This is a genomic window from Vibrio neptunius, assembly GCF_000967495.1.
GTDB lineage: Bacteria > Pseudomonadota > Gammaproteobacteria > Enterobacterales > Vibrionaceae > Vibrio > Vibrio neptunius.
On the sequence record NZ_JXXU01000062.1, the window covers coordinates 1 to 917 of the forward strand.

The window sequence follows — 917 nt, forward strand, 5'->3', positions numbered from 1 at the left end:
TTGGCTTATTTACCCTTTTACCTCACCCCAGAAGAGTTTGCACTTAAGCAAAAGCAGCAAGAACAGGAGATAGCGGCTGGGCGCGATCAGATACGTTGGCATAAATACGATATTGAAGAGGCTTTTCGTTATTTGTATTTTTGCTACGCACTGGTACCTATTACTCCGCTTTATATTCTCACTTATGTGATTTTTGATAGAGATGATATCTTGTTTAGTAGCATGATGATTGGGCTATCTATATTGATGTCAGGCGTATGTTACTTAACGTTTGCACTTGATTATCGTTTTGACTATACGCTATCAGAGAAAGGGTTAGTGGTTAAAAAGCGGCGTAATATGCCGCGCTGGGTCAACAGTGCAGCTCAGGTGGTGGCCTGGTTTGGGGCGGGGGTTTGTGTGTTTATGGTTGCCACGGTCGGCCCTATGGTGCTTGTCGGTGCGGGTGGGCTGATTTTACTCTCGTTTACCCGTTTAAAGCGCCAGCCGGATGAAGAAGCCGAAGTGATAATCGGGCACAGTGAAGACGGTTTATGTGCTCGCTTTAATTCAAAAAGAAAAGTGATTGAATTGTTCCATAAATTCGATAGCTGTGAATATCAGGATGTGGCAAAAACGATGGTGTCTCGTTATCATTCCACTGGTAGTTCTTATCTCTTCTTTTCTTCACAACAGCAAATGGCTCAAGCATTAAGACTCCTTTCTGATGAATGGAAAATACCATGTGAAGAACTCACCAATACGAGGATCATGTTCAATTTAGATGACCTACCAGAGCTATTTTTGAAGACTCCTACCCGAGGGACAACTTTCCCTGTTAGTGAAACGCAATCATTACGCTTGTCAGGGACGCCGCTACCAGAGTTTAAGTATTTCGAGTCAAGCAGGCCCGAGGAATAACCCTTGGCTTATTTACC

General features: G+C 43.6%; 1 protein-coding gene. It reads left to right on the forward strand.

Annotated features, from left to right (window positions below):
- The coding region (locus TW84_RS24625) for a hypothetical protein (protein WP_240478208.1) at positions 1 to 900 on the forward strand (900 nt) is incomplete at its 5' end.
- Positions 901 to 917: the final 17 nt, after the last annotated feature.